This window comes from Flexivirga sp. B27, assembly GCF_052905685.1.
On sequence record NZ_JBPYUM010000013.1, the window covers coordinates 1 to 402 of the forward strand.

The following is a 402-nucleotide window of genomic DNA, read 5'->3' on the forward strand; positions in this document are numbered from 1 at the left end:
ACCGTCCGAAACCGCCTGCACTGCACTACGATTCGGCGGGCAGGCAATCAGACGGGGGCGCAGCGTGCGTATGACGAACAACGGGTGGGACCTCATCGTGGTCGGTGCCGGGTCTGCCGGTGCGACGCTGGCTGCGCGCTCGGCGGAGCAAGGGCAAACGGGTGTTGCTGCTCGAAGCGGGACGGGACTATCGCTCTGCGGAGCTGCACGAAGCGTGGCGCTCGCCGAGTCCGATGGTTCCTTTGCTGGACCGGTCCGCAGTCGCGGGCATGTGGTGGATGGGCTTGGACGCCGCCCGCACAGAGCAGCAGAGCCCGGCTCCCTACTGGCGCGGCCTCGGCGTCGGTGGTTGCTCGTCGGTCAACGCGCAGCTGGCCATCCGGCCACCGGTGGAGGACTTCG

Annotated in this window: 1 protein-coding gene; it reads left to right on the forward strand. The window is 68.9% G+C overall.

Going from position 1 to position 402, the window contains the following annotated elements; all coding sequences use genetic code 11:
• Positions 1 to 104: 104 nt before the first annotated feature.
• Positions 105 to 402, forward strand: a 298-nt coding sequence (locus ACSZL9_RS19055; RefSeq protein ID WP_446667105.1) for a hypothetical protein, incomplete at its 3' end; no start/stop codon positions are given.